The following is a 24,458-nucleotide window of genomic DNA, read 5'->3' as shown; positions in this document are numbered from 1 at the left end:
CACCCAGGGGGAACGGTGCGCCGAGCCGCGATTCTAGCAGGCGCCGCCGTTGGCCCCGGCGCGGCGCGGGGCCCTGCATCGCCTATCCTTGCGCGATGACGCGAGCATCCGACACTTCCGGGCGCCGGCCGCCGGCGCTGCGCGAGCCCACGCGCACGGCGCTGGTGTTCGGCGGCACCGGGCAGATCGGTGCTGCGCTGCTGGCGAGGCTGCATCACGCGGGTTGGCGAGTGGAGGCGCTGAGCCGTGCCCCGCGCCGCGCCGGGTCCGGTCTGCGCTGGCTGCAGGGCGAGTTCGCGAGGCTCCCGGCGCTGCCGGGCGCCTGCGATGCGATCTTCAGCTGCGGCCCGCTCGACCTGTTCTCGTTCTGGTACGCCGAGGCGCGCATCGAATGCCCGCGGGTCGTCGCGTTCGGGTCCACCAGTCTCGCCACCAAGCGCTCCGCGGAAGATCCGGAGGAGCGCGCGCTCGCCGCGCGGCTGCAGGCGGCGGAGGCGCGGATCCTGGACGCCGCCCACGCCCGCGGAGCGGCCGCCACGCTGCTGCGGCCCACCCTGGTCTACGGTGCGGGTCGCGACCAGAACCTGACCCGCATCGCCACGCTTGCCGCGCGCAGCGGCTTCTTCGTGCTGCCGCGCCGCGCCTGCGGCCTGCGCCAGCCGGTGCACGTGGAAGACCTGGCGCAGGCGGCGTGCGCGGCGGTAGACAGCGCGGCCAGCCGCGGCCGCGCCTATGCGCTGCCCGGCGGCGAGACCCTGCCGTACCGGGAGATGGTGGCGCGCACGCTGGCGGCGCTGTCGCCGCGGCCGCGGCTGGTCGAGCTGCCCGCGCCGGTGTTCCGGCTGGTGCTGCGCGCGGCGCAGGCCGGCGGGCGCCTGCGCGGACTGCCGCCCGGCGCGGTGGCGCGGATGCGCGAGGACCTGGTGTTCGACCTCGCCGAGGCGCGCGCCGACCTGGACTACGCGCCGCGGAGCTTCGCGCCGACCGCGGACATGTTCGTTCCTGCGCGCTAGACCGCGCCGACTCCGGCGCGCCGAAGTCAGGCCGCAGGGCTGGCGTCGTTCACCGGGACCCGGGCCTTGTGCAGCGTGCGCAGCGCGATCACCAGCACCCCGCCCAGCACCATGGCGCCGCCGACCCACATCGCCGGGCCGGGGCGATCGCCCCAGAACGCGATCCCCAGCGCCACCGCGAACACCGGGGTGATCAGCAGGTACGGCGTGACCTGCGCCACCGGGTGGCGCTGCACCAGCATGTAGAACACGCCGTGGCCCAGCAGCGAGGCGAACACCGCCGCGTACAGCGCGCCGCCCCAGGCGATCCAGCTCGCCTCGCGCAGCTGCACGAAGCTGGCAGGTTCGAACGCGGCGCTGATCGCCAGCAGCGGCAGCAGGCTGATGATGGCGGTCCAGCCCTGCTGGCTGACCATGTCCACCCCGCGCAGCTTGCGCATCAGCACGGTGCCGGCCGCCAGCAGCAGCGACGAGACCAGCATCACCGCCAGCGCCGCGGGCGCCGCCAGCACCATCGGGTCGAACCCCAGCACCAGCACCCCGGCAAAGCTGAGCGCGATGGCCAGACCGGTGCGCCAGGCGAAGCGTTCGCCCAGCCACCACCACGCCAGCAGCGCAGCCATCGGCACGTAGCTCTGCATCACGATCGCCGGCGACGACAGGTTGCCGGCCATCCGCAACGCCAGGAAGCTGGTGCCGAAATGCAGCACCCCGTTGACCACCGCCACCGCCGCCAGCAGCGGCCATTGGCCGCGCGGCGGCGGCTTGACGAACCACGCCAGCATCGCCGCCAGCATGGCCATGCGCAGCGCGGTGAACAGGAACGGCGGGATCTCCCGCAGCGCGTGCGCCGAGCTCAGGAAGTTGACCGCCCAGAACAGGCAGACCAGCAGCACCAGCGCCAGGTCGCGCCCGCGCAGGCCGCGCGCGGCGCCGGTCATCGCCTCACCAGCGCCAGCCCAGCCTGCGGTACAGCTTGGACAGCACCCAGGCCGGGCCGATCAGCAGATAGACCAGGTCGGTGAGGAAGCTGGGCTTCTTGCCCTCGATCTTGTGGCCGATGAACTGCGCGATCCAGGCGAGCACGAACACCGCGGCCGCCACCACCAGCAGCCCGCGCGTGCCCAGCGCCAGGTGCAGGCGCCAGGTCAGCGCACCCAGCGCCAGATACGCCACCAGCATGCCGAAGCCGAGCGGCCTCGAGGCGCGGTAGTAGAACAGCCAGGAAGCGAACATCGCGATCCCGGCCCAGATCCCGGGCCGGAAGTACGCGCCGGTGGTGGGGATGCACCACAGCAGCGCGATCACGCTCCACAGGATCGCCGGGACCGCGACCACGTGGATGGCCTGGTTGGTCGGGTTGCGGTGATCGCCGGAATAGCTGGCGAACCAGCGGTCGATCGAGCGTGCGGCGGGTTGCGCGGTGGCGTTCATCGAGCCCTCCGGATCGATCGTCGATGGCGGAACACAGGATATCGCGATCCCGCCGCGGCCGAGCGCCGGCCCCCGGTCCTCAGTCGAGGCGGATCCCGGCCAGCCGCTGCAGCGCCTCGGCATAGCGCGCACGGGTGCGCTCGACCACCTCGGCGGGCAGGTGCGGGCCCGGCGCCTGCTTGTTCCAGTCCAGCGTTTCGAGGTAGTCGCGCACGATCTGCTTGTCGTAGCTGGGCGGGCTGCTCCCGACCTGGTAGGCGTCGGCGGGCCAGTAGCGCGAGGAGTCGGGAGTGAGCATCTCGTCCATCACGTACAGGCGGCCGTCGGCGTCGGTGCCGAACTCGAACTTGGTATCGGCCAGCAGGATGCCGCAGCTGGCGGCGTATTCGGCGGCGAAGCGGTACAGGCGCAGGGTGGCGTCGCGGATCTGCTCGGCGAGCTCGGCGCCGATGGTCCGCACCGCGGTATCGAAGTCGATGTTCTCGTCGTGCTCGCCCACCGCGGCCTTGGTCGAGGGCGTGAAGATCGGCTCGGCGAGGCGCTCGGCCTGGCGCAGGCCACCGGGCAGGCGGATGCCGCTGACGCAGCCGGTGCGCTGGTAGTCCTTCCAGCCGCTGCCGATCAGGTAGCCGCGGGCGATCGCCTCCACCGGCACCGGGCGCAGCTTCCGGGTCACGACCGAGCGCTGGACGTAGGCCGCCGGGTCCACCCCGGCGGGCAGCACCGCGGCGACGTCGACGTCCACCAGGTGGTTGGGCATGAGGTGGGCGGTGCGCTCGAACCAGAAGTTGCTGATCCGGCACAGCATCTCGCCCTTGCCCGGGATCGGGTCGGGCAGTACCACGTCGAACGCCGACAGCCGGTCGGTGGCGACGATCAGCAGGTGCTCGCCGCGCCCGCGCGCCGGCGCCGGCAGGTGGCCGTCGTCGAGATCGAACACGTCGCGCACCTTGCCGCGGTGGCGCAGGGTCAGACCGGGCAGGTCCGCGGCGAGCAGGGTCGTGGCCAAGCAGGCACCCAGGCGGAATCGGGCCGGGCAGTGTAGTGCGGTTGCGGGGCGGATGCATCGGGATCGGGGCGCGGCGGCGGCGCGGCCCGCTCCCCGGTGGCCGCGGCTGCCACTACACTGTGGCGATGAAACGCTGGTACGGAAAACTGCTCGGCTTCATCGCCGGCTGGCTGCTGATGCGGCACCCCGCGGGGGGGCTGATCGGGCTGCTGATCGGCCATGCGTTCGACGCCGACTGGCTGTTTCCGCGCCGGGCCACCCCCTACCGCGTGCTCGGGGTCGGCGAGGACGCCAGCGAAGCGGAGATCGACCAGGCCTACCGCAGGCTGATGGCGCAATACCACCCGGACCGGCTATCCGGGGCGGCACCCGAGCTGCGCGCGGAGGCCGAGAAGAAGGCGCGGGAGATCAACGGCGCCTACGACCGCATCCGCAGCCTGCGCGGGCGCGGCTGACCGATCGATCGGCCCCGGCGCTCCGCCCACCCCATTCATTCGAACTCGAGCCAAACCATGCTGCCAGCCGTCATCGCCCCCTCGATCCTGTCCGCGGACTTCGCCCGCCTCGGCGAGGAGGTGGACCGCGTGCTCGCGGCCGGCGCCGACTGGGTCCACTTCGACGTGATGGACAACCACTACGTGCCCAACCTCACCATCGGTCCGATGGTGTGCGAGGCGTTGCGCAGGCACGGCGTGAGCGCGCCGATCGACGTGCATCTGATGGTCGAGCCGGTGGACCGGATCGTCCCCGACTTCGCGCGCGCCGGCGCTACCCTGATCAGCTTTCATCCAGAGGCGAGCCGCCACGTCCACCGCACCGTGCAGCTGATCCGGGGCGAGGGCTGCAAGGCCGGCCTGGTGCTGAACCCGGCCACCCCGGTGGAGATGCTCGACTACGTGCTCGAGGACCTGGACCTGGTGCTGCTGATGTCGGTGAACCCCGGCTTCGGCGGGCAGGCCTTCATCCCCGCCACCCTGGACAAGCTGCGCCGGGTGCGCGAGCGCATCGACGCCAGCGGCCGCGAGATCCGCCTGGAGATCGACGGCGGCGTGAAGCCCGACAACATCGGCGCGATCGCCGCGGCCGGCGCCGACACCTTCGTCGCCGGCTCGGCGATCTTCGGCCAACCGGACTATGCGGAAGTGATCACGCGGATGCGTCGCGAGATCGCCGCCGCGGGCGGCTGACCGGGGCAGCAGGGATTCCTGTCCCGACCCACGAACAACGCCCGCACGAGCCGGCAGCCGCCCGCGCCCGGGCGAGGACGGCGATCGGTTTCCCGGGTGTGGAGACCCCAAAAAAAGCGCCGGAGGAAACCCCCGGCGCGGCCTTGCGTGCTGGAGGCAATCCCGCCTCCGTCCGTCGTCCCTGCGATGGCCTTCCACGCTACCGGCGGTCGATGACGGGCACATGACATTCACGGCGCGCGCGGTCGCGGCGCTGCTAGCCTGTGGCGCCCATCGAATGCCGGACCCCACCATGCCCCCGACCTGGCGGCTGATCCTCAACGGCAAGTCCGCCGGCGACGAGCGCGTGCGCGAAGCGGTCCATGCGCTCCGCTCGCGTGGCGTGACCCTGGACGTGCGCGTCACCTGGGAGCAGGGCGACGCCGCCCGCCACGTCGACGAGGCGCTGGCCGACGGCGTCGACGCCCTGGTGGCCGGCGGCGGGGACGGCACCCTGAGCGAGATCGTCGCGGCGCTGGCCGGCCGGGACGAGTCCCCTGACGCGCTGCCGGCGCTGGCGCTGCTGCCGCTGGGCACCGCCAACGATTTCGCGGTGGCCGCGGACATTCCGCCGGACCCCATGGAAGCGCTGGAACTGGCGCTGGCGGAGCCCGCGCGGCCGATCGACCTGCTGCGGGTCGAGGCGGGCGGCGCGGTGCGCTGGTGCGCCAACCTCGCCAGCGGCGGCTTCGGCACGAGCATCACCGTCGAGACCAACGAAGGCCTGAAGAAGATGCTCGGCGGCCTGGCCTACCTGCTCACCGGGATCGCGAGGATGGGCCGGATCGAGCCGCTGCAGGCGCGGATCCGGGGCCCCGGCTTCGCCTGGGAGGGCGGCTTCATCGCCCTGGGTGTCGGCAACGGCCGCCAGGCCGGTGGCGGGCAGGCGCTCTGCCCCGACGCCCTGGTCGACGACGGGCAGCTGGATCTGACCGTGGTGCCGGAGCTGGAAGGCGAGGTCGCGGCCACCCTCGGCCGGGTGATCAGCGAGGGCCGCGCCGCCGCGCTCGAGCAGGTCGCGGTGCGCGCGCGCCTGCCGTGGGTGGAGGTCGAGGCGCGCGAGCCGATCTACCTCAATCTCGACGGCGAACCGGTCGAGGCGGATCGGTTCCGGATCGAATGCGTGCCCGGCCGCGTGCGCATGCACCTGCCGGCCGGTTCGCCCCTGCTGAGCGGCGGCCCGGCGTCCGCCACCGCGTCGCCAGAACGCGCCGAAGACTCCACGTGACCCCCCTGCCGGGGCCGCGGCCACCGCCGCGCCGGTACAACGCATAGGAGCGTGCCATGCACGCGAAAGCCGGCGTCGTAGCCAGCACCGGGAATTGCGGCCGACCCGCCCGTGCCTCCCGCGACCTTGGCGGCCATGGGCCGCTCCCGCAATCGATGCGCCAGCGGTTGCGGACGCCGAAGCCGGATCTCCCCGCGGTCCCCCGGGATCGCAAGCCCCGGTCCGAGCCGGTACAGTAGCCCCATGCGCGCCCTTCCGATCCCGCATTCCTCCTCGGCCGACCGGGCCTGGCGATGGTGGCCGCAGACCACCGCCGCTTCCGTCCCCCAGCCCACCGAGGAATCCCCGCGTGATCACGCAGAGCCGCTTCCAGCAGCACGCCGCTGAAGGCCACACCCGCATCCCGGTCGTGCGCGAGGTCCTGTCCGACCTCGACACTCCGCTCTCGGTCTACCTGAAGCTCGCCGACGGCCCGTACACCTACCTGTTCGAGTCGGTGCAGGGCGGCGAGCGCTTCGGCCGCTACTCGATCATCGGCCTGCCTGCCGCCCGCGTGTACGCCTTCCACGGCGCCCGGCTGGAGGTCAGCGAGCACGGCGAGGTGGTCGAGACGCGCGAGGTCGACGACCCGTTCGCGGAGGTGGAGCGCCTGCGCAGCCTGCATTCGGTTCCGGTCCTGGAGGGTCTGCCCGGCTTCAGCGGCGGCCTGGTGGGCTGGTTCGGCTTCGAATGCGTCGGCTGCATCGAGCCGCGCCTGGCCGGCGGCGACAAGGCCGACGAACTCGGCACCCCCGACATCCTGCTGATGGAGTCGGAAGAGGTGGCGGTCTTCGACAATCTCAAGGGCAGGCTGTACCTGGTGGTGCACGCCGACCCGCGCCAGCCGCAGGCCTGGGCGCGCGCCAACCGCCGCCTCGATGCGCTCGCCCATCGCCTGCGCCATGCCGGCGCCGGCTATCCGGAGACCCTGCAGCCGGCCGCGCTGGAGGAGGCCGATTTCGTCTCCGGGTTCACCCGCGAGGGCTTCATTGCCGCGGTCGAGCGCTCGAAGGAATACATCCGCGCCGGCGACATCTTCCAGGTTGTGCTGTCGCAGCGGCTGTCGGTGCCGTTCGCCGCGCGGCCGGTGGACGTCTACCGCGCCCTGCGCGCGCTCAATCCGTCGCCGTACATGTACTTCATCGACACCGGCGACACCCAGGTGGTGGGCTCCTCGCCCGAGATCCTGGTGCGGCTGGAACAGGCCGCGCCGGATGGTGGCGCGGCGGGGCAGGGCGGCCTGGTCACGGTGCGCCCGATCGCGGGCACGCGGCCGCGCGGCCGCACCGCGGAGGAAGATCACGCGCTGGAAGCCGAGCTGCTGGCCGACCCCAAGGAGCGCGCCGAGCACCTGATGCTGATCGACCTGGGCCGCAACGACGTCGGCCACGTCTCGCGCCCGGGCACGGTCGAACTCGGCGAGCGCTTCGGCATCGAGCGCTACAGCCACGTGATGCACATCGTCAGCGAGGTCACCGGCCGCCTGCGCGAGGGCCTCTCCTACGCCGACGTGCTGCGTGCGACCTTCCCCGCCGGCACCGTCAGCGGCGCGCCGAAGATCCGCGCGCTGGAGATCATCCAGGAGCTGGAGCCGGTGCGCCGCAACGTGTACTCCGGCGCGGTCGGCTACATCGGCTGGCACGGCGACGCCGACACCGCCATCGCCATCCGCACCGCGGTGATCCAGGACGGCCGCCTGCACGTGCAGGCCGGCGCCGGCATCGTCCACGACTCCGACCCGCAGAAGGAATGGGAGGAGACCATGAGCAAGGGCAGGGCGCTGTTCCGCGCAGTGGCGCAGGCGGCGCAGGGGCTGTGACATGCTGCTGATGATCGACAACTACGACAGCTTCACCTGGAACCTCGTGCAGTATCTGCAGGGGCTGGGGGCGGAGGTGCGGGTGGAGCGCAACGATGCGCTCGACGTCGACGCGATCGCGCGGCTGCGGCCGGAGCGGATCGTGATCTCGCCCGGCCCGTGCGCGCCCGACCAGGCCGGGGTGTCGCTGGCGCTGGTGGAGCGGCTGGGGCCGAGCACGCCGATCCTCGGCGTGTGCCTGGGCCACCAGGCCATCGGCCAGGCCTACGGCGGCCGCGTGGTGCGCGCGCAGCGGATCATGCACGGCAAGACCTCGCCGGTGCGGCATCGCGGCCAGGGCGTGTTCGCGGCGCTGCCCGACGGCTACGAGGCCACCCGCTATCACTCGCTGGTGGTCGAGCGCGGCAGCCTGCCCGACTGCCTGGAGATCACCGCGTGGACCGAGCTGGACGGGGAGTTCGAGGAGATCATGGGCCTGCGCCACCGCGAGCATCCGGTCGAGGGCGTGCAGTTCCACCCCGAGTCGATCCTCACCGAGCACGGCCACGCGCTGCTGGAGAATTTCCTGCGGCGGTAGGCGGCGTGGTGTACCCCGCGTCGTCATCCCGCCCAGCAGCGCATCCCGGCGCATGCCGGGGATCCATCGCGCTGCCGCCTCCGCCGATGGACGCCGCCGCCGCCGCCGCCGGGTCGCCTGGATCCGGCTTGCGCCGGGATGACGGTCAAAAGCCGCTATGCTTTTCCCGATTCCCGATTCCCGATTCCCGATTCCCGATTCCCGATTCCCGATTCCCGATTCCCGATTCCCGATTCCGTCCGAGCCCCATGCCCATCACCCCCCAAGAAGCCCTGCAGCGCACCATCGAGCACCGCGAGATCTTCCACGACGAAATGGTCTGGCTGATGCGCGAGATCATGTGCGGCAAGGTCTCGCCGGTGATGACGGCGGCGATTCTCTCGGGACTGCGGGTGAAGAAGGAGACCATCGGCGAGATCGCCGGCGCCGCCACCGTGATGCGCGAGTTCGCGCGCCCCGTCGAGGTCGCCGACCGCACCCACCTGGTGGACATCGTCGGCACCGGCGGCGACGGCGCCCACAGCTTCAACATCTCCACCGCGGCGATGTTCGTGGCCGCGGCGGCCGGCGCGCGCGTGGCCAAGCACGGCAACCGCAGCGTTTCGTCGAAGTCGGGCAGCGCCGACGTGCTCGAAACCCTGGGCGCGGCGATCGACCTGCAGCCGGAGCAGGTGGCCCGCAGCATCGCCGAGACCGGCATCGGCTTCATGTTCGCGCCGGTCCATCACCCGGCGATGAAGGCGGTGGCGCCGGTCCGGCGCGAGATGGGGGTGCGGACGCTGTTCAACATCCTCGGGCCGCTGACCAACCCGGCCGGCGCGCCGGCGATCCTGATGGGCGTGTTCCACCCGGACCTGGTCGGCATCCAGGTGCGGGTGCTGCAGCAGCTCGGCGCCGAGCGCGCGATGGTGGTCTGGGGCCGCGACGGCATGGACGAGATCTCGCTCGGCGCCGCCACCCTGGTCGGCGAACTGCGCGACGGGCAGGTGCGCGAGTACGAGATCCACCCGGAGGACTACGGCATCGCCATGGCCTCCAGCCGCAATCTGCGCGTCGCCGATGCGGCGGGATCACGGGCCATGCTGCTGGAGGCGCTGGAGGGCAAGCCAGGGCTGGCGCGCGAGATCGTGGCGCTCAATGCCGGCGCGGCGCTGTACGTGGCGGGGGTGGCCGAGTCGATCGAGGACGGCATCGGCCGCGCCCGCGCGGCGCTGGCGAGCGGCGCCGCGCGCGCGCGCCTCGACACCTTCGTCGCCGCCACGCGCCGGCTGGCCGGCGCCGAACGGGAGGACGGAGAATGAACGACGAGGCCCTGGCGCCGCTGCCGCAGCCGCCCTACTACGCGGTGGTGTTCTCCTCGCGCCGCACCGCCGTTGGCGATGCCGAGTACGGCGAGGCGGCCGAGCGAATGGCGGCGCTTGCGCAGCAGCAGCCGGGATTCCTCGGGATCGAGTCGGTGCGCGGCGCCGACGGCTTCGGCATCACCGTCTCGTACTGGGAAAGCGAGGAGGCGGTGCGCGCCTGGCGCCGCCATGCCGAGCACACCCTGATCCGCGAGCGCGGGCGCAGCGAGTGGTACGAGCGCTACGCGCTGCGCGTGGCCAGGGTGGAGCGCGCCTACGGCTGGGAGGCCGCGGACGCGCCATGAGCTGGATGCCGGACCAGCAGGCCCCTCCCGGCCCCGCCGACATCCTCGCGACGATCCTCCGCCGCAAGGCGGAAGAAGTGGCCGAGCGCCGGGCAGTGCGCCCGCAGGCCGAGCTGGCCGGCCGCGCCGCCGACGCGCCGCCGACGCGCGGCTTCGCCGCCGCCGTCGAGCGCCGCATCGGCGCCGGCGAGCCGGCGGTGATCGCCGAGATCAAGAAGGCCAGCCCGTCGCGCGGCGTGATCCGCGCGGACTTCCGGCCGGGCGAGATCGCGCGCAGCTACGAGCAGGGCGGCGCGGCCTGCCTGTCGGTGCTCACCGACGCCGACTTCTTCCAGGGCGCCGAGGAATACCTGGTCATGGCGCGCGAGAACTGCGGCCTGCCGGTGCTGCGCAAGGACTTCACCATCGATCCCTGGCAGGTGCTGGAGGCGCGCGTGCTCGGCGCGGACTGCATCCTGCTGATCGTCGCCGCGCTCGAGGACGGCCGCCTGGCCGAGCTGGCCGGCCAGGCGCTGGAGCTCGGCATGGACGTGCTGATCGAGGCGCACGACGGCGAGGAGCTGGCGCGGGCCGCGCGGATCGCGGGTTCGGGCGGCCGCATGCCGCTGCTGGGCATCAACAACCGCAGCCTGCGCACCTTCGAGGTGTCCCTGGACACCACCCTTGCGTTGCGCGGGGCGGTGCCCGCGGGGCGCCGGCTGGTCACCGAGAGCGGCATCCACGCCCCGGCCGACGTGGCCCGGCTGCGTGCCGCCGGCATCGATGCGTTCCTGGTCGGCGAGGCGTTCATGCGCGAGGCCGATCCCGGCGCGGCCCTGCGGCGGCTGTTCTTCCCGGCATGAGCGCGCAGTTTCCCCCGGTCCGGAGGGATGCGCCGACGGTGGTGTTCGACTTCGACCATACCCTGTACGACGGCGACTCCGGCAGCCACCTGTTCGCGTGGCTGATCCGGCGGCGGATCTGGCGGACGGCGCTGGCGCTGCTGGCAACGCCGCTGCTGGGGCCGATGGTGGCGTTCCTGCCGACGCGCCGCCGCGGCATCTCGGGCTACGTCTGGATTTCCACGGTGGGTCTGCGCCGCACCCGCACCGTGGACGCGCTGATCGATCTGTACGTGGCCCACGACACGCAGGGAATCCGCGCGCGGCTGCTGCCGCATGCGCTGGAAGTGCTGCACCGCCACCGCGCCGCCGGCGACCGGGTGGTGGTGGCGACGGGGGCGCCGCCGGAGCTGGCGCGCGCGATCCTGGCGTTCGTGGCGCACGAGGCGGTGCCGGTGATCGGCTCGGCACTCGGCCCGCGCTTCGGGGCGGTGGTGGCCACCCGGCACTGCCACGCCGAGGAGAAGATGCGGATGCTGCGCGAGGCGGGCTATGCCGACATCGACGTCGCCTACTCGGACAGCAGCGCCGACCTGCCGCTGCTGAAGGCGGCGCGGGCGCCGGTGGTGGTCAACCCCAAGCACGGCAGCGTCGAGATGTTCCGCAGGGTGCTGCCCGCGGGCACGCCGATCCTCAACTGGGGCTGCCGCGAGCGCGGCGGGGAGTCTCCCCCCGGGGTCTGAAAGCCGCGATGGCGGGCTGAAGAATCCGTGTAGAGGGCGGGCCGGGGGATACGTGCCAAGTCGCTCCCCGATACTCGCTTGGTTGGCACGTATCCCCCGCCACCGCCAGGTATCGACGTCGTCACCGGATAGAAGAGCGCGACGCGTGCATGGCGGGCGGCGTCGGACTCAGCCCGCCGCGAGCACGGACCGGCCGATCTGCCACAGGCTGATCGCCATCACCACCACGCCGACCGCCAGCAGGATCCACCGCTCCGGCAGGAACCGCACCGTCACCGCCGCCAGCGGCGCGGCGATCATCCCGCCGACGAGCAGGCCGAGCACGATGTCCAGGTGCTGCAGGCCCAGCGACAGGAAGAACGTGACCGAGATCGCCACGGTCACCAGGAATTCCGCCGCGTTGACCGTCCCGATCGTGGTCCGCGCCTGGCCGCCGCGGCCGAGCAGGGTCGAGGTGGCCATCGGCCCCCAGCCGCCGCCGCCGCTGGCGTCGAGCAGCCCGGCGAAGAAGCCGAGCACGGGCACCCGGCGCACTTCCCGCCGCGGCCGCCCGCGGGCGGCGGCGCGTCCCAGGATCAGGACCGCCATCACCAGCAGGTAGGCATGAATGAACGGGCGGACGACGTCGCCGGGAAGCACCGTCAGCACATGGGCGCCGAGCGCGCCGCCGATCATCCCGGGCACCGCCAGGCGCAGGAACAGGCGCCGGTCGACGTTGCCCAGGGCCAGGTGCGAGGCGCCAGAGGCGCCGGTCGTGAACACCTCGGCGGTGTGGACCCCGGCGCTCACCGCAGCCGGCGGCAGGCCCATGCCGAGCAGGACCGACGAGGAGACCAGGCCGAAGGCCATGCCCAGGGCGCCGTCGACCAGCTGGGCGCCCAGGCCGATCAGCACGAACCACCAGAACCCGTCGGACAGATCCATCGGCGTGCGCCACGAGGGAAACCCGGAGGATACGGACCAGCGCCGGGGGGCTGCCAGAACTTCCGGTCATGTCGACATGCCCAAGCGCGCCCGGTGCAGCCGCCCGCGGCGCGGCACGGGCACGGCCGGCGGCCTCAGGCGTCGCCGAGCCGCTTGATGAAGCGGAGGGTGCCGTCGCTGTAGCCGCAGGCCTTGTAGAAGGCGTGGGCGTCGGCGCGCTGCGACCCGCTGGTGATCTCCAGGCGGGCGGCGCCGGCGAACCGGGCGCGGCGCTCGGCCTCGCGCAGCAACTGCCTGCCCAGCCCGCGGCCCTGGGCGTCGTTGCGCACCACCAGCGCGGTGATCCGGCAGGTCAGGGTGTCCAGCGGCAGGTAGTACATGAAGTCCAGCGCCAGCAGGCCGCAGACCATCCCGCCGCAGCGGGCCACCACCAGCGCCTGGCGGTCGTTGTCGACGATGCTGCGGATCCGCCCGGCCGCGTCGCGGGCGTCGCAGGGATAGCCCAGTTCGGTCAGCAGCACGGCAACGTCGTCGGCGTCGACCGGCGAGGCGCTGCGCAGATCGGCGTCCGGCAGGGCCTGCAGGTCCGGCCGCACGGTTACCGGGTCCCGTACAGGACGATCGTCTTGCCGCGGGCGTGCAGCTTGCCGTCGACCTGCAGCTTCTTCAGCACCCGCCCCGCCATTTCCCTGGAGCAGCCGACCAGCCGCGCCAGCTCCTGGCGCGAGATCCGCAGCTGGGTGCCCTGCGGATGGCTCATCGCCTCCGGCTCGCGGGTCAGATCGTGCAGGGTGCGGATGATGCGGTCGGTGACGTCGAGGAAGGCCAGGCGCCCGGCCTTGCGGCTGGTGTCGATGAGCCGCCGCGACAGTTGCGCTCCGATCGAGTAGAGGATCTGGGTGGCGTCGTTGGCCAGGCTGCCGTCGAACAGCTGCTGCAGGCGCTCGTAGCTGATCTCGGCCAGTTCGCACTGGACCCGGGTGCGCAGGATCACCTCGCGGCTGTCGGATTCGATGAACAGCCCCATCTCGCCGACGAACTCGCCGCTGCCGAAGTAGCCCAGCACCAGTTCCCGGCCGTCGTCCTCCTCCGCGATGATGCTGACCGAGCCGCTGACCACGTAGTACAGGGTCCCGGCGGGATCGCCCGGGCGGAAGATGTCGGTGCGCGGCGGATAGCGCCGCCGGTGGCAGTGGGCGAGGAACCTTTCGATGGTCGCCGGGGAGGGCATGAGGGGGTGGGAAGCGCGGTGATAGGAGTTGATCAGGGCCACAGGAGTCGGGTTCATTACCTGAACAAATCGGGGGAAGAAGGCGAGAGTAGGCGGTTGCGGGCCGGGGGGCAAACCCCATGGTCGCGGGGGCGAGGCGCTTTGCCCCATAATTCACGTTTTCGCCGTCCAACCCGGGGGTCGACCGCGTGGTCAAACCACTGCCTCGCCTGAAGCTGCAGGGCTTCAACAACCTGACCAAGGCCCTGTCCTTCAACATCTACGATGTCTGCTACGCCGCGTCGGAAGACGAGCGCGGGCGCTATATCGAGTACATCGACGAGGCGTACAACGCCGACCGGCTGACCCAGATCCTCACCGACGTGGCGGAGATCATCGGCGCCAACATCCTCAACATCGCCCGTCAGGACTACGATCCGCAGGGCGCCTCGGTGACGATCCTGATCTCGGAGGAGCCGGTGATCGACCGCAAGGACGCCAAGGGGGTGATTTCCGACGCGGTCGTGGCCCATCTCGACAAGTCCCACATCACCGTCCACACCTATCCGGAGACGCACCCGGACAACGGCATCGCCACGTTCCGGGCCGACATCGACGTCGCCACCTGCGGCGTCATCTCGCCGCTGAAGGCGCTGAACTACCTGATCGAGAGTCTCGAGTCCGACATCGTGGTGATGGACTACCGCGTGCGCGGCTTCACCCGCGACGTGAAGGGCAAGAAGCACTACATCGACCACAAGATCAACTCGATCCAGGACTACCTGGCCAAGAACATCAAGTCCCGCTACGAGATGCTCGACGTCAACGTCTACCAGGAGAACATCTTCCACACCAAGATGCACCTGAAGGACTTCGACCTCGACCAGTACCTGTTCGAGGAAAAGGCCCGCAATCTCTCGTTCAAGGAGCGGATGAAGATCGAGGCCCGGCTCAAGCGAGAGATCGAGGAGCTGTATCACGGGAGGAACCTCGTCGATTGACGAGGTTCCTCCCGCGGATTGGTGATTCGTAGAAGCGGATCACCCAGGCCCGGGTCCGGTCTGGTACGGGCGATCGCGGTCATGGAAGCCGCGGACGTGCGGCAGCAGGGCCGCTGCGCTTCGCGCTTGCCAATCGCGGATCAGCAATCACGCCGCTTGCAGACCGCCAATGCGGCCTACAAACGGTAGGCCACCGCCTTCATCGCCCGCGACGCCAACGCCATCACCGCCGGGATCGGCTGCGGCAGGATCCGGGCGCCGGCGGTTTCGGCGTTGTCGGCGTGGCGCGCCTCGTCGGCCTTCATGACGCCGAGGATCTCGCGGCTGCGCAGGTCGGCGGGCGGCAGGGTCCGCAGGTGCTCCTCCAGATGGGCCTCGACCTGGCGTTCGGTCTCGACCACGAAACCGAGGTTCCAGCCGTCGCCGCGCAGCCCGGCGGCCACGCCGATCGCGTAGCTGCCGGCGTACCAGAGCGGGTTGAGCAGGCTCGGGCGGTCGTCCAGCTCGCGCAGGCGCTCGGCGCACCAGGCCAGGTGGTCGGTCTCCTCCTGCGCCGCCTCCATCAGGTGGGCGCGGGTGGCCGGATCGCGCGCCACCGCGGCCTGGCCCACGTACAGTGCCTGGGCGCAGATCTCGCCGACGTGGTTGATGCGCATCAGCCCGGCGGCGTGGCGCCGCTCGTCGGGGGACAATGCCACCTCGGCGGTGTCCGCGGCGGGATTGGGCCGCGACGCGGCCGGAGCGCCGAACACGGTCTCCAGGGCGTGCTGGGCCTGGCCGAGGAACTGGTCGAGCGGGGAGGGCGAGCGGGCGGCGGACATCGGCTACTCCGGGGTGGTGGGCCGGCGGGCAGAAGATCATCTTCGCCGCAACGGCCGGCCGGGCCAAGGCGGTGCCCCGGGCGGGCCGGTACGGACGCTTGCGGCGCCGGGGCCGGGCCGGTATCATTCCGCCTCTTGCGTTCCGCAATTCACATCGCGAGGCGAAGTTCCGCCGGCCAGGCCGTGGAACCAGCCCGACCAGCGACCGACAGAGATGTTCCAGTCATGAAGACTTTCAGCGCCAAGTCCGAAACCGTCCAGCGTGACTGGTACGTCGTCGACGCCACCGGCAAGACCCTCGGCCGTCTCAGCAGCGAGATCGCCCGCCGCCTGCGCGGCAAGCACAAGCCCGTCTTCACCCCGCACGTCGACACCGGCGACTACATCATCGTGGTCAACGCCGAGAAGGTCGCCGTCACCGGCAAGAAGCTGAGCGACAAGCTCTACCACCGCTTCACCGGCTATATCGGCAACCTCAAGACCGAGACCCTGGCCCAGGCGCTGGATCGCCACCCGGAGCGGGTCATCGAGATCGCCGTCAAGGGCATGCTGCCGAAGAACCCGCTCGGCCGCGCCATGTACCGCAAGCTCAAGGTCTACAAGGGCTCCGAGCATCCGCACACCGCCCAGCAGCCGCAGCCGCTGGAGATCTGAGGCAGATATGGCTATCACCCAAAACTACGGCACCGGCCGCCGCAAGTCCTCCGTCGCGCGCGTCTTCCTGCGCAAGGGCAGCGGCAACATCACCGTCAACGACCGCCCGCTGGACCAGTTCTTCGGCCGCGAGACCGCGCGCATGATCGTGCGCCAGCCGCTCGAGCTGACCCAGAACACCGACAAGTTCGACATCACCGTGACCACCATCGGCGGCGGCACCACCGGCCAGGCCGGCGCCATCCGCCTGGGCATCGCCCGCGCGCTGGTGGAGTACGACGAGTCGCTGAAGCCGGAGCTGCGCAAGGCCGGGTTCATGACCCGCGACGCCCGCGAGGTGGAGCGCAAGAAGGTCGGCCTGCACAAGGCCCGCCGCGCCACCCAGTTCTCCAAGCGTTGATGCGGGCGCGGGCCTTTCGGGGCCCGCTTCGGCCGTTCGGCGACTTTTCAGCGCCGAGGGCGCTACAATCCGCTGCATAGCCCCGTCGCCAAGTGGTAAGGCACCTGACTCTGACTCAGGCATTCGGTGGTTCGAATCCATCCGGGGCTGCCATACAAGTCCATGGCCGCCAGCGCGGCCTCCGGCCGAAGAGCCCGCCGCCAGGCGGGCTTTTTCGTTGGCGGACGGCTCCGACCTGGCCCGGTCGCAGGCGCCCGCCCAGGTTGACTGGCCGGCGCAGCAGGATCATCCGATGACCTCACCGCTGTCCCCGCCCTATGTCGCCCTCGACGCCCTGGCGCCGGCCATGCGCGAGCACGGCTACGCCGTGCTCGCGTCGGACGGGGTCGCTGCCCTGTCGGGGTGCGACCTGGCCGCCTTCGATGCGCTGCGCCCGTCCTGGGAACGCTTGCCGCCCGACGCATGGCTGCTGGACGGCGGCCGCTACCGGCGGCGCCGGCACGCCTGCTTCCTGGTCGAGGCAGGGCGGGTCGGGCCGGTGCCGCATCGCGCGCACTGGCAGCCGCGCGACTACAACGCCCTGCATGGCGGCATGCGCCGCTGGTTCGAACCCGTCGAGCCGGAGACGCAGGCGGCGCCGGCATGGACCGGACTGCTGGCCGGCCTGGGCCGGCTGTGCTCGGCGCTGCGCCCGGCGCGGCCCTGGCACGTGGAGGCGCACCAGTTCCGCATCGACACCAGCGACGGCATCGGCCGGCCGACCCCGGAGGGCGCGCACCGCGACGGGGTCGACTACGTGGCGGTGCTGGTGGTCGGCCGCCATGGCATCAAGGGCGGCGAGACCCGGGTGTTCGAGGCGGAAGGTCCGAACGGCCAGCGCTTCACCCTGGTCGAGCCGTGGTCGCTGCTGTTCCTCGACGACGCCCGGGTGATCCACGAGTCCACCCCGATCCAGCCGCTCGACGGCGCCGGCCACCGCGACACCCTGGTGCTCACCTACCGCGCAGCCGGGTTCCAGGGCGACGACCTCCCGATCCCCGGGTGACCGCGCTGGGATAGGATGCGGGCGGGGCGGCAGCGACGCCGCCCGCGGGGAACGAGCGCTGTGGACCAGGACCTGACCAGGCTGCTGCACGACTGGCGCGCCGGCGACGAGGCGTCGCGCGATCGACTGCTGGCTGAGGTGTACGACACCCTGCGCGGCATGGCCGCGCAGCGCCTGGGCCGCGGCCGCGCCGGCCACACCCTGCAGCCCACGGCGGTGGTCAACGAAGCCCTGCTGCGGATGCTGGGGACCGAGGTCGACTGGCAGGATCGTGCCCACTTCTTCGCCCTGGCGGCACTGAAGATGCGCGCGGTGCTGGTCGACCATGCGCGGGCGCGTGCGGCCGAGAAGCGCGGCGGCGATGTCGCGATGCTGACCCTCTCGCATGCCGAGCGCGAGGGCGCCGATGCGGTGGAGGTCGACGTGCTGGCGCTGCACCAGGCGCTCGAGCGGCTCGCGGCGCGCGACGAGCGCGCCGCACGCGGGCTCGAGATGGCCTATTTCGGCGGCATGCGCCACGAGGAGATCGCCTGCGTGCAGGGGGTGTCGGTGCCGACGGTGGAGCGCGACCTGCGCTTCGCCCGGGCCTGGCTGAGCCGGCAGCTGGCCTGAGGCCGGCCGGCCCGCCGTTTGGAGGCGTCATGGACACCGCACGCTGGCAGGACCTGCGGCAGCTGTTCGACGCGGTCTGCGACGAGCCCCCCGCGCGCTGGGAACGGCGCCTGCGCGCCTTGAGCGACGACCCGGCGTTGATCGCCGAGGCGCTGGAGCTGCTGCACGCGCAGACCGCGTGCTTCGACCGCGCGCTGCAGCCGCTGCGCGAACTCATTGCGTCGCGGCCCGAGGCCGAACTTCTGGTCGGCGAACGCCTCGGCGCCTGGCGGCTGGTCGAGCGCCTTGGAAGCGGCGGCATGGGCACCGTATTCGTGGCCGAGCGCGCCGACGGCCTGTTCCGCCAGCGTGTGGCCATCAAGCTGCTGCGGGGCGCCCCCGGTAGCGGCGCCACCGCCGAGCGCCTCGCGGCCGAGCGCCAGATCCTTGCCGAGCTGCAGCATCCGGACATCGCCCGGCTCTACGACGGCGGCACCACACCGGCGGGCTCGCCGTACCTGGTGATGGAGTACGTGGAAGGCCGGCCGCTGGACGAATACTGTGAGCAGGCCGGCCCGTCCCTGCGCCAGCGCCTGGAGATGTTCCTGCGCATCTGCCGCGCGGTGCAGGCCGCGCACCAGCGCCTGGTGGTGCACTGCGATCTCAAGCCCGGCAACGTGCTGGTGCGCCCGGGCGGCGATCCGGTCCTGTTGGATTTCGGCATCGCCCGGCTGCTGGATGCGGAGGCGCCGGGTGAGGCGAGCGCCTTTTGCACCCCGGCTTACGCAAGTCCGGAGTTGCTCGCCGGAAAGTCCGTCAGCGTGGTCAGCGACGTCTTCAGCCTCGGCATCCTGCTGACCGAATTGCTGGCCTGCCGAAGGAGCGGTCGCGGCGCGGCCGACATCGGCGCGCTGGTGCCGGTGCCTTCCGCGCTCGCGCGCGCGGCCTGCCCCTGGCCCGGGCGCCTGCCGGGCGACCTCGACGCGATCGCCGCCCGGGCATGCGCGCTCGACCCGTATCAGCGGTACCCGTCGGTGGAGGCGCTCGCAGCGGACATCGAGCGGCATATGCAGCGGCGCCCGGTGCTCGCCCGCGCGCCCACGCTGCGCTACCGCACCGGCCGCTGGCTGCATCGGCACTGGCGGGAGAGCGCGGCGGCCGCCACGGTGGTGCTCGCCACCGGTGTTTTCGTCTGGCAGCTGGGGATGGCGCAGGCCCGGGCCGAGCGCGAGGCCGAAGTGGCCAGCCAGGTCGCGGATTTCCTGATAGACGCGTTCAGCGTCGACACCGGTGTGGCGCAGGGCCTGAAGGGCCCAGGCGAGATCAGCGCGCGGGAGGTCCTGGATCGCGGCGTGGCCAGGGTCGGCGCGAGCCTGGCGCACGTCCCGGACATGCAGGCGCGCTTGCGCTTGGTGCTCGCCCGTGCTTACCTGGGGCTCGGCGTGCCGGGTCAGGCGGAGGGGCTGTTACGGCAGGCGGTGGACGACTATCTGCGTGCGGACGTCGCGCGGCCGCTCGACGCCGCAGAGGTGCTGAGCGAGCTGTCGGCACTGATGGCCAACCAGATGCGCGGGGCGGAGGCGCTGGAGGCCGCGCAACGGTCGCTGGCGCTGCGCCAGGCCGGCGGCGACAGCCAAGCTGCGCTGGCCGATGCCTACAACGTGCTCGGACTGGCGCTGCTGAGGAACGCAGACCTCGCCGCGGCGCGCGAGGCGCTCGAACGCAGTCTCGCGATCAGCCGCAGACTGTTCGGCGAGGGGACGATGCCGACGTCCAGCGCGCTTCACAATCTTGGCCTGCTGCACCGCGAAATGGGCGACAACATCGCCTCGGAAGTGCACTACCGCCAGGCGCTCCAGATCCGGCGCCGGCACGGCCTGCGCAGCGATGCGGTGCAGTCCAGCCTGCAGGGACTGGCCGTCACCCTCGGCGCGCAGGGCCGTCATGGCGAGTCAGTGGAGCTGTTGCGCGAGAACCTGGCGCTGGCGGGCGCGCTGTACGGGATCGACAGCGACAAGGTGGCGAAGGCGCGGCTGCGCCTGGGGATCGCGTTGCAGGACCGGGGAGACTACCGAGAGGCGCACCAGCATCTGCAGCGCGCGCTGGCGACCAGCGAGCAGGTCGGTGGCGCGGACGGCCTCGATCATGCCCACATCCTCAATGCCTATGCCGGCCTGCTCGCCGCGCGCGGCGACGCGGCCGGGGCCGAGCGGGCGTACCGGCGGGTGCTGGCGATCCGGCGCAGGCATCTGCCGGCGGCGGACCGTGCGCTGTTGCGCACCGCAGAGGAACTGGCCCTGGTGCTGGCACGCCAGCAACGTGTCGCGGAGGCCGACGGCGCTTTCCAAGGCGCGTTGCCGCGGTGGCGACGGATCTACCGCACGGGAGGGGCGGGGCCCCTGGAACTCGCCGCCGCACAGTTGCGGCATGCCGAATGGCTGCTTCGCCGGGGCGGCTTGGACGCCGCCGAGGCCTCGCTGAAGGCACCGCTGGATGGCCAGCCGCCGATGCAGCTTCGCGCGCGTGCGCTGAAGGCCGAGCTGGCGCAGGCGCGCGGCGACTGGAGTGGGGCGGCGGGGCACTGGGAGGCGCTGATCGAACGCGGCGTGGCCTTGCATGGCGTCGACAGCGTGGTGGTCGCCAAGTGGAGGGTGCCTTACGCCCAGGCGTTGGTGGGCGAGGGAAGGTGGCGCGAAGCCCAGGAGCAGCTGCGCCTTGCCACGCCGTCCCTGCGCCGGGAAATGGTGGTCGAGGCGCCGGTACTGAGGCAGGTGGGCGCGCTCGGGGCTACGTTGACCGCGACTCGCGGCGGGGCCGGTGGATAAAAGGAGCGGAGACAACCGTCTCCGCTCCCGCGTCGCCGACAGCGCCGGTGCCGATCACGGCATCACAGGTCCAGGCCGAAGCCGATGCCGGCCGAACGTTCCGAACCGCTGAAGGCGCCACCCAGGGAGAACGAACCGCGTTGGCCGACGCGCTTGCCGTAGCCCAGCGACAGCGCCCGCTCGCCGCCCTGGAATCCGGCGCCCACGGCGACCCGCCCGCGCGGGCTCTGCGAGCCGGCCGCGTTGATCGCCATGTTGAGCATGGCCGCACCCATCGCGCCCTGGCGGTCGATTCGCCGGTCCTGCCGATGCAGGCGGCGGTCGACGTCGGCGAAGTTGTCCTCCAGCGCGTCCAGCCGCCCGTTGATCGAAGAGGGGTCGAATCCTGCAAGCCCGGCGATCTGCGCATCGGTGTAGGCATTGGCCGCGTCGAGGGTGGCCGCATCGGCGGTTTCCATGTCGCCGCGGATCGCCGCCTCGCGGTTGTCGGTGTAGGCGTTCGCCGCCGTTCCGCCGGTTGCGACGGCGGTGTCGGTGTAGGCATTGGCGGTGGCCAGGGTGGCCTGCAGCTGCGAGACGTTGACGGCGTCGGTAGCACCGGTGCCGACCGCCACGTTGACCAGTCGGCGCTCGCTGCCGGCGCTGCCGATCGACACCGTGTCGGCCTGATCGGCCAGAGAATTCGCGCCGAGCGCGACGGAGTTGGTCGCCGCCGGGAGCGTGGCGCTCGACATGCCCAGCGCGAGGCTGATGGCCCCCTCGGCCTGACTCAGCGCGCCCAGGGCCACCGCGCCATCCGCGAGGGCGCGGCTGGCGCCGCCGATCGCGGTGCTGGCGGTCGCGGCGGCCCAGCTCTGGGCGCCGCTGGCGGTGCTGTTGTCCCCGGTGGCCACGCTCGATGCCCCAGAGGCGGTGGAAAAGTTCGCGCCCGCGTGCGCGCCGGCACCGACCGCGGAGCTGCCCAGCCCGAGCGACTCGCTCGCCATGCCCACCGCGAGCGCGCCTTCGCCGCTCGCCGCGGCGTTGGTGCCCAGCGCGGTGCTGGCGAGCCCGTTCGCGCTGCTGTCGACGCCGAACGCCGCCCCGGAGGCGCCACTGGCGGTACTGCTGCGCCCCACCGCCGTGCTGCTGCTGCCGGTGGCGGAGCTCAGCATTCCCAGCGCGGTGCCGCGCAGGCCGGAGGCATTGCTGCCCGCGCCCAGGGCGGTCGAGTGTTCGCCGGAGGCATCGCTCGCCTGGCCCACGGCAGTGCTGCCAAGACCAGTGGCGACGCTGCCGGCACCCACGGCGGTGCTGGCGGTGGCGGTGGCGCTGCTGCTGCTGCCAAGTGCCGTCGACGAGGTCGCGGTGGCCAGGCTCTGGGTGCCGAGCGCGATGCTTCCGGTCCCCTGCGCCTCGCTCTGGTAGCCGATCGCGGTGGCGTAGTCGCCGGTGGCGCGAGTTTCGCCACCGTACGCCGAGCTGTACTCGCCCGAGGCCTGCGCCCAGAACCCGTTCGCGGTGGAAGCGGCGCCTCCGGCCGAACTGAGGTAGCCGGTGGCCGTAGCGGCGCCTCCACTGGCGGAGCTGCTGGCGCCGGTGGCGGTCGCGAAGGTGTTCGACGCCGAGCTTTGAGCGCCCGTGGCGGTGCTGAGAATCCCGCTTGCGGCGGCGCCGACGCCGGTCGCCGTGGTCGCGTTGGCGGTGGCGCGCGCGCCGGCACCGAATGCACTGGCCTGGTCGCCCGATGCCAGGGTTCTTTCTTCCGCATCCGGAACGCCGTCGTTGTCGGCATCATGCCAGCCGCCGACCGCCGTGCTGCCCGCTCCGGTGGCCTCGCTGAGGTTGCCGATGGCTGTGGCGCGAACTCCAGAGGCGGTGGCATCGCCACCGAACGCTGAGGTGTATTCGGCGGTGGCCTGGCTGAGCATGCCGACGGCGACGCTCTTCTCCTCGCTGGCAGTACTGCCCACGCCCATCGCGACGCTGCGGGTGCCGCTGGCTTCGCTGCCTGCGCCGACCGCCACCGTGAAGTTGGCGAGCGCCTCGCTGCCGTAGCCGATCGCGACAGCCTGGCTGCCGCTGGCGACGCTGTCGTTGCCGCAGCCGATGGCCTGGGAGCCCGGCGCGGACGCGGTGCCGCCGCTCTCGCCGACGGTCTCGTAATCGCAGACATCGCCGGCCGAGGCGGCGCCGCTTGCGGCGAGGCACAGGGCGATGGCCGCGGCCAGCGAGCGGCGCTGGCGGCGGGAAGGAATCATGTGGATGGTTTTCATGTGGTGTCTCCTGGAAAGGTTGTGTCGCGCGGCCGCGGAGGGCATGCCCTCGACCGGGTGTGGACCCGGCCGGGCCTCCCCCGGCTTCCGGGGCGATGACCACGTCGCGCTTGATGAACCAACCGGCGAAGGGCCCGCGGACCCATCACCGGATGAAAGAAATCGACTCTGGGCGGTCGCGGGCATGGCGCGGTCGCGCGAGGACGCAGGCGAGCGCTGCCGCTTCGGTCTCGGCCGCAGCGGAGCGGGCCCGTCTCCGCAAGGCGCGCAACCCCGCTCGGCCCGGTCAACGGCGTTGGCCGCCGTCGACGCCCCGCGTCTGGTCTGGTCCGACCGGTCAGAAGCCGATGCCCACGCCCAGCGTGGTGGAGCGTTCGGATCCGCTGAAGGCGCCGCCGACGGTCAGCGCCGCCCGCTTGCCGATGCGCTGCTGCAGGCCGATCGAGAACGCCTGCTTGCCGTCGTGTTCGCCAACCGCGAAGCCGAGCCTGCTCTGGCCGTCTTCGACCGCGGCGGCGCTGGCGGCCATGCCGATCATCGCGGCATTGAGCGCGCCGACTCGGCCGATGCGCTCGTCCTGCTGCTCGAAGCGTCGGTCGACGCCGGCGCGGAACGCATCGAAGCCCTCGCCGAATCCGGTCAGCTGCTCGATCGCCTGGTCGGTGTAGGCGTTGGCGGCGGAGAGGGCGGCGGCGTCGCCGGCCTCCATGTCGCCGCGGATCGCCGCTTCCCGATCGTCGGTGTAGGCATTGGCGGCGGTCCCCCCGGTGGCCACCGCGGTGTCGGTATAGGCATTGGCCGTGGCGAGGGTGGCCTGCAGCTGGGAAAGATTGACCGCATCGGTGGCCTGGGACGCGGCTGCGACGTTGACGACGCGCCGCTCGCTTCCCGCGGCGCCGACGGAGACGGTATCGGCCTGATCGGCCACCGAATGCGCTCCCAGCGCTACCGACCTCGCCGCGCTGGCGACTGCCTCGGTTCCGAGCGCCGTCGCCTCGACCGCATCGGCGCTGCCTAGCATGCCCACGACGACCGCTCCTTCGGCCGAGGCCTGGCTCTGCGAACCGACCGCGATCGCCTTGCCGCCGCCGGCCTGGCTGAACGACCCGAGTGCGGTGCTGGATCCGCCGGTGGCCGACGCGACGGCGCCGAAGGCGGTATCGCCGAAGGCGCCG

Annotated in this window: 25 protein-coding genes and 1 tRNA gene; 17 read left to right on the top strand and 9 right to left on the bottom strand. The window is 72.1% G+C overall.

Going from position 1 to position 24,458, the window contains the following annotated elements; all coding sequences use genetic code 11:
* Positions 1–95 precede the first annotated feature (95 nt).
* Positions 96–1,013, top strand: a complete 918-nt coding sequence (locus QFW77_RS08485) for an NAD-dependent epimerase/dehydratase family protein (protein ID WP_280574069.1) — start codon at positions 96–98, stop codon at positions 1,011–1,013.
* 26 nt (positions 1,014–1,039) lie between these two features.
* On the opposite strand, the gene QFW77_RS08480 is transcribed toward QFW77_RS08485, so the two are convergent.
* From QFW77_RS08480 to QFW77_RS08470, 3 genes are all read right to left on the bottom strand, one after another.
* Positions 1,040–1,954 carry a DMT family transporter gene (locus QFW77_RS08480; protein ID WP_280574067.1) on the bottom strand — a complete coding sequence of 305 codons (915 nt, stop codon included), beginning with the start codon at positions 1,952–1,954 and terminating at the stop codon, positions 1,040–1,042.
* A 4-nt stretch (positions 1,955–1,958) separates the two neighbouring features.
* A complete protein-coding gene (locus QFW77_RS08475) occupies positions 1,959–2,447 on the bottom strand; it encodes an Mpo1 family 2-hydroxy fatty acid dioxygenase (RefSeq protein ID WP_280574065.1) in 489 nt (162 codons plus the stop codon).
* 79 nt (positions 2,448–2,526) lie between these two features.
* Entirely contained in the window at positions 2,527–3,456 is a 930-nt protein-coding gene (locus QFW77_RS08470) for a phosphoribosylaminoimidazolesuccinocarboxamide synthase (RefSeq protein WP_280574063.1), read from the bottom strand.
* A 125-nt stretch (positions 3,457–3,581) separates the two neighbouring features.
* Between QFW77_RS08470 and QFW77_RS08465 the strand changes: the two genes are divergently transcribed.
* The 9 genes from QFW77_RS08465 (at position 3,582) to QFW77_RS08425 (ending at position 11,557) form a co-directional block, all read left to right on the top strand.
* A complete protein-coding gene (locus tag QFW77_RS08465; RefSeq protein ID WP_280574061.1) occupies positions 3,582–3,911 on the top strand; it encodes a J domain-containing protein in 330 nt (109 codons plus the stop codon).
* 57 nt (positions 3,912–3,968) lie between these two features.
* Positions 3,969–4,643 (top strand): ribulose-phosphate 3-epimerase, encoded by a 675-nt coding sequence (gene rpe / locus QFW77_RS08460; RefSeq protein ID WP_280574059.1) that lies wholly within the window; start codon positions 3,969–3,971, stop codon positions 4,641–4,643.
* A gap of 292 nt (positions 4,644–4,935) precedes the next feature.
* Positions 4,936–5,910, top strand: a complete 975-nt coding sequence (gene yegS / locus QFW77_RS08455; RefSeq protein WP_280574057.1) for a lipid kinase YegS — start codon at positions 4,936–4,938, stop codon at positions 5,908–5,910.
* A 349-nt stretch (positions 5,911–6,259) separates the two neighbouring features.
* Positions 6,260–7,768 carry an anthranilate synthase component I gene (gene trpE / locus QFW77_RS08450; protein ID WP_280574054.1) on the top strand — a complete coding sequence of 503 codons (1,509 nt, stop codon included), beginning with the start codon at positions 6,260–6,262 and terminating at the stop codon, positions 7,766–7,768.
* A gap of 1 nt (position 7,769) precedes the next feature.
* Positions 7,770–8,345, top strand: a complete 576-nt coding sequence (locus QFW77_RS08445; protein ID WP_280574053.1) for an anthranilate synthase component II — start codon at positions 7,770–7,772, stop codon at positions 8,343–8,345.
* Positions 8,346–8,593: 248 nt separating this feature from the next.
* Positions 8,594–9,646: an anthranilate phosphoribosyltransferase gene (gene trpD, locus QFW77_RS08440; RefSeq protein ID WP_280574051.1), complete on the top strand. Its 1,053-nt coding sequence runs from the start codon at positions 8,594–8,596 to the stop codon at positions 9,644–9,646.
* Positions 9,643–9,993 (top strand): antibiotic biosynthesis monooxygenase family protein, encoded by a 351-nt coding sequence (locus QFW77_RS08435; protein WP_280574049.1) that lies wholly within the window; start codon positions 9,643–9,645, stop codon positions 9,991–9,993. Before trpD ends, QFW77_RS08435 begins: the two co-directional genes overlap by 4 nt.
* Positions 9,990–10,835: an indole-3-glycerol phosphate synthase TrpC gene (gene trpC, locus QFW77_RS08430; RefSeq protein WP_280574047.1), complete on the top strand. Its 846-nt coding sequence runs from the start codon at positions 9,990–9,992 to the stop codon at positions 10,833–10,835. Before QFW77_RS08435 ends, trpC begins: the two co-directional genes overlap by 4 nt.
* Positions 10,832–11,557 carry a haloacid dehalogenase-like hydrolase gene (locus QFW77_RS08425; RefSeq protein ID WP_280574045.1) on the top strand — a complete coding sequence of 242 codons (726 nt, stop codon included), beginning with the start codon at positions 10,832–10,834 and terminating at the stop codon, positions 11,555–11,557. The genes trpC and QFW77_RS08425 overlap by 4 nt, the downstream gene beginning before the upstream one ends.
* Positions 11,558–11,725: 168 nt before the next feature.
* Here the strand turns inward: QFW77_RS08425 and QFW77_RS08420 are convergent, their stop codons facing one another.
* The 3 genes from QFW77_RS08420 to crp form a co-directional block, all read right to left on the bottom strand.
* On the bottom strand, positions 11,726–12,481 hold the full coding sequence (locus QFW77_RS08420) for a sulfite exporter TauE/SafE family protein (protein ID WP_280574044.1): 756 nt from the start codon (positions 12,479–12,481) through the stop codon (positions 11,726–11,728).
* Between the two features lie 134 nt (positions 12,482–12,615).
* Positions 12,616–13,077: a GNAT family N-acetyltransferase gene (locus tag QFW77_RS08415; RefSeq protein ID WP_280574043.1), complete on the bottom strand. Its 462-nt coding sequence runs from the start codon at positions 13,075–13,077 to the stop codon at positions 12,616–12,618.
* Between the two features lie 2 nt (positions 13,078–13,079).
* Positions 13,080–13,712 carry a cAMP-activated global transcriptional regulator CRP gene (gene crp, locus QFW77_RS08410; RefSeq protein WP_425600453.1) on the bottom strand — a complete coding sequence of 211 codons (633 nt, stop codon included), beginning with the start codon at positions 13,710–13,712 and terminating at the stop codon, positions 13,080–13,082.
* Between the two features lie 188 nt (positions 13,713–13,900).
* Between crp and speD the strand changes: the two genes are divergently transcribed.
* Complete coding sequence (gene speD / locus QFW77_RS08405) at positions 13,901–14,692, top strand: adenosylmethionine decarboxylase (RefSeq protein ID WP_280574041.1); 792 nt, start codon at positions 13,901–13,903, stop codon at positions 14,690–14,692.
* Between the two features lie 176 nt (positions 14,693–14,868).
* Here speD and coq7 read toward each other — a convergent pair whose 3' ends face one another.
* Positions 14,869–15,513, bottom strand: a complete 645-nt coding sequence (gene coq7, locus QFW77_RS08400) for a 2-polyprenyl-3-methyl-6-methoxy-1,4-benzoquinone monooxygenase (RefSeq protein ID WP_280574040.1) — start codon at positions 15,511–15,513, stop codon at positions 14,869–14,871.
* Positions 15,514–15,738: 225 nt separating this feature from the next.
* Here coq7 and rplM point away from each other — a divergent pair, with 225 nt between their 5' ends.
* The 6 genes from rplM to QFW77_RS08370 all read left to right on the top strand — a co-directional run bounded on the left by rplM (position 15,739) and on the right by QFW77_RS08370 (position 21,028).
* Positions 15,739–16,167, top strand: coding sequence for a 50S ribosomal protein L13 (gene rplM, locus QFW77_RS08395; RefSeq protein ID WP_180677147.1), 429 nt, complete (start codon positions 15,739–15,741; stop codon positions 16,165–16,167).
* Positions 16,168–16,174: 7 nt separating this feature from the next.
* Positions 16,175–16,567 carry a 30S ribosomal protein S9 gene (gene rpsI / locus QFW77_RS08390; RefSeq protein ID WP_280574038.1) on the top strand — a complete coding sequence of 131 codons (393 nt, stop codon included), beginning with the start codon at positions 16,175–16,177 and terminating at the stop codon, positions 16,565–16,567.
* 78 nt (positions 16,568–16,645) lie between these two features.
* Positions 16,646–16,720 (top strand) — tRNA-Gln (locus QFW77_RS08385).
* Positions 16,721–16,859: 139 nt separating this feature from the next.
* On the top strand, positions 16,860–17,612 hold the full coding sequence (locus tag QFW77_RS08380) for a 2OG-Fe dioxygenase family protein (protein ID WP_280574036.1): 753 nt from the start codon (positions 16,860–16,862) through the stop codon (positions 17,610–17,612).
* Between the two features lie 60 nt (positions 17,613–17,672).
* Positions 17,673–18,224, top strand: coding sequence for an ECF-type sigma factor (locus QFW77_RS08375; RefSeq protein ID WP_280574035.1), 552 nt, complete (start codon positions 17,673–17,675; stop codon positions 18,222–18,224).
* A gap of 29 nt (positions 18,225–18,253) precedes the next feature.
* Positions 18,254–21,028, top strand: coding sequence for a serine/threonine-protein kinase (locus tag QFW77_RS08370; protein WP_280574034.1), 2,775 nt, complete (start codon positions 18,254–18,256; stop codon positions 21,026–21,028).
* 62 nt (positions 21,029–21,090) lie between these two features.
* Here QFW77_RS08370 and QFW77_RS08365 read toward each other — a convergent pair whose 3' ends face one another.
* Positions 21,091–23,283: a YadA-like family protein gene (locus QFW77_RS08365; protein WP_280574033.1), complete on the bottom strand. Its 2,193-nt coding sequence runs from the start codon at positions 23,281–23,283 to the stop codon at positions 21,091–21,093.
* A 337-nt stretch (positions 23,284–23,620) separates the two neighbouring features.
* The coding region (locus tag QFW77_RS08360) for a YadA-like family protein (protein WP_280574032.1) at positions 23,621–24,458 on the bottom strand (838 nt) is incomplete at its 5' end.

The organism is Luteimonas endophytica, assembly GCF_029887875.1.
Lineage (GTDB): Bacteria > Pseudomonadota > Gammaproteobacteria > Xanthomonadales > Xanthomonadaceae > Luteimonas > Luteimonas endophytica.
The sequence above is the reverse complement of the archived record's forward strand: the minus strand, read 5'-3'. Positions and strand labels throughout refer to the sequence as shown.

What these genes read in the sequence shown, in the direction of transcription:
- QFW77_RS08485 (WP_280574069.1), top strand. Translation starts at nt 96, where the DNA reads ATGACGCGAGCATCCGACACTTCCGGGCGCCGGCCGCCGGCGCTGCGC.
- QFW77_RS08480 (WP_280574067.1), bottom strand. Translation starts at nt 1,954, where the DNA reads ATGACCGGCGCCGCGCGCGGCCTGCGCGGGCGCGACCTGGCGCTGGTG.
- QFW77_RS08475 (WP_280574065.1), bottom strand. Translation starts at nt 2,447, where the DNA reads ATGAACGCCACCGCGCAACCCGCCGCACGCTCGATCGACCGCTGGTTC.
- QFW77_RS08465 (WP_280574061.1), top strand. Translation starts at nt 3,582, where the DNA reads ATGAAACGCTGGTACGGAAAACTGCTCGGCTTCATCGCCGGCTGGCTG.
- rpe (WP_280574059.1), top strand. Translation starts at nt 3,969, where the DNA reads ATGCTGCCAGCCGTCATCGCCCCCTCGATCCTGTCCGCGGACTTCGCC.
- yegS (WP_280574057.1), top strand. Translation starts at nt 4,936, where the DNA reads ATGCCCCCGACCTGGCGGCTGATCCTCAACGGCAAGTCCGCCGGCGAC.
- QFW77_RS08445 (WP_280574053.1), top strand. Translation starts at nt 7,770, where the DNA reads ATGCTGCTGATGATCGACAACTACGACAGCTTCACCTGGAACCTCGTG.
- trpD (WP_280574051.1), top strand. Translation starts at nt 8,594, where the DNA reads ATGCCCATCACCCCCCAAGAAGCCCTGCAGCGCACCATCGAGCACCGC.
- QFW77_RS08435 (WP_280574049.1), top strand. Translation starts at nt 9,643, where the DNA reads ATGAACGACGAGGCCCTGGCGCCGCTGCCGCAGCCGCCCTACTACGCG.
- trpC (WP_280574047.1), top strand. Translation starts at nt 9,990, where the DNA reads ATGAGCTGGATGCCGGACCAGCAGGCCCCTCCCGGCCCCGCCGACATC.
- QFW77_RS08425 (WP_280574045.1), top strand. Translation starts at nt 10,832, where the DNA reads ATGAGCGCGCAGTTTCCCCCGGTCCGGAGGGATGCGCCGACGGTGGTG.
- QFW77_RS08420 (WP_280574044.1), bottom strand. Translation starts at nt 12,481, where the DNA reads ATGGATCTGTCCGACGGGTTCTGGTGGTTCGTGCTGATCGGCCTGGGC.
- crp (WP_425600453.1), bottom strand. Translation starts at nt 13,712, where the DNA reads ATGCCCTCCCCGGCGACCATCGAAAGGTTCCTCGCCCACTGCCACCGG.
- coq7 (WP_280574040.1), bottom strand. Translation starts at nt 15,513, where the DNA reads ATGTCCGCCGCCCGCTCGCCCTCCCCGCTCGACCAGTTCCTCGGCCAG.
- rplM (WP_180677147.1), top strand. Translation starts at nt 15,739, where the DNA reads ATGAAGACTTTCAGCGCCAAGTCCGAAACCGTCCAGCGTGACTGGTAC.
- rpsI (WP_280574038.1), top strand. Translation starts at nt 16,175, where the DNA reads ATGGCTATCACCCAAAACTACGGCACCGGCCGCCGCAAGTCCTCCGTC.
- QFW77_RS08380 (WP_280574036.1), top strand. Translation starts at nt 16,860, where the DNA reads ATGACCTCACCGCTGTCCCCGCCCTATGTCGCCCTCGACGCCCTGGCG.
- QFW77_RS08370 (WP_280574034.1), top strand. Translation starts at nt 18,254, where the DNA reads ATGGACACCGCACGCTGGCAGGACCTGCGGCAGCTGTTCGACGCGGTC.
- QFW77_RS08365 (WP_280574033.1), bottom strand. Translation starts at nt 23,283, where the DNA reads ATGAAAACCATCCACATGATTCCTTCCCGCCGCCAGCGCCGCTCGCTG.